Origin of the sequence: Kitasatospora sp. NPDC088861 (genome assembly GCF_044750105.1) — a bacterium.
Taxonomy (GTDB): Bacteria; Actinomycetota; Actinomycetes; order Streptomycetales; family Streptomycetaceae; genus Kitasatospora.
In genome coordinates this window covers 1-1,299 of sequence record NZ_JBIVJF010000072.1, presented here as the reverse complement: position 1 = coordinate 1,299, position 1,299 = coordinate 1, and the positions used below count along the sequence as shown (strand labels likewise).

The 1,299-nt window shown below is 71.1% G+C and carries 1 protein-coding gene; it reads left to right on the top strand.

All coding sequences use genetic code 11. The annotated features are described in order from the left end of the window. Nucleotides 1-45: 45 nt before the first annotated feature. Entirely contained in the window at nucleotides 46-1,263 is a 1,218-nt protein-coding gene (locus ACIP37_RS37760; RefSeq protein WP_363629509.1) for an IS30 family transposase, read from the top strand. Nucleotides 1,264-1,299: the final 36 nt, after the last annotated feature.

The following is a 1,299-nucleotide window of genomic DNA, read 5'->3' as shown; positions in this document are numbered from 1 at the left end:
CTTGGGTTCTAGCGGTCGTCGCAACACCCGAGCTCAAGGTGTGCGATGGACTTCGAGATCCGAGGGGACCGGAAGCCGCAGGGGCCCAGGAAGCTCCGCGGCGAGCGGGAGGAATACTTCCGGCTCGTGCAGCAGGGCTACAGCAACAGAGAGGCGTCCCGGCTCGTGGGTATCCACGAGCGGACCGGTCGTGAGTGGCGCCACGGCCGGCCCGAGGGGCGTGTGAAGAGGCCGAGGCCGCCCGCGCGGGCGGCCGTCCCCTCACCGTCCGGGCCGTCCCGGTACCTGCGCGAGGACGAACGCATCCACATCGCCGACCGGCTGCGGGAGAAGGCCACCGTCCGCGCGATCGCCGCCGAACTGGGCCGCAGCCCCTCCACGGTCAGCCGGGAGATTCGCCGCAACCGCCATCCAGGCAGCGGCAGTTACCGGCCCCACGCCGCGCAGGCCCGCGCCGACGCCCGCCGGCCCCGGCCCAAACCCGGCAAGATCAGCCAGAGCCCGCAGCTACGGGACTTCATCCAGCGCCAACTGGACCGGAAATGGAGTCCGGAGCAGATCTGCCAGGCTCTGCGGGACACCTTCCCCGAGCGGCCGGAGATGCACGTGGCCCACGAGACCGTCTACCAGGCCCTCTACATCCAAGGACGGGGCGAACTGCGGCGCGAGCTGGCCGGTGCCCTGCGCAGCGGCCGCGCCCGCCGCGTCCCCCAGCGCCAGGCCGACTGCCGCAGGCCTCGCTTCATCGACCCGATGGTCATGATCAGCGAACGCCCCGCCGAGGTCGAGGACCGGGCGGTGCCCGGGCACTGGGAGGGCGACCTGATCCTCGGCAAGGACGGCGCCTCCGCGATCGGCACCCTGGTCGAACGCGCCACCCGCTACGTCATGCTCCTGCACCTGCCCCACGGCCGCACCGCCGAGCGCGTGCGCGACGCCCTGGTGGAGACCGTGCGGACCCTGCCGACGCATCTGGTGCGGTCGCTGACCTGGGACCAGGGCTCCGAGATGGCCTCCCACGGCTCGTTCACCGTCGCCACCGGCGTCCCGGTCTACTTCTGCGACCCGGCCAGCCCCTGGCAGCGCGGCTCCAACGAGAACACCAACGGCCTCCTGCGGCAGTACTTCCCCAAGGGCACCGACCTGTCCGCCCACACCCCGGAACACCTGACCCACGTCGCCGCCGAACTCAACAGCCGCCCACGCAAAACGCTCGGCTGGGAAACCCCAGCCGAGCGCCTGCATAAACTCATCGCGGCCTGATCAAACCGACCACGTGTTGCAACGACCCCTAGAAAC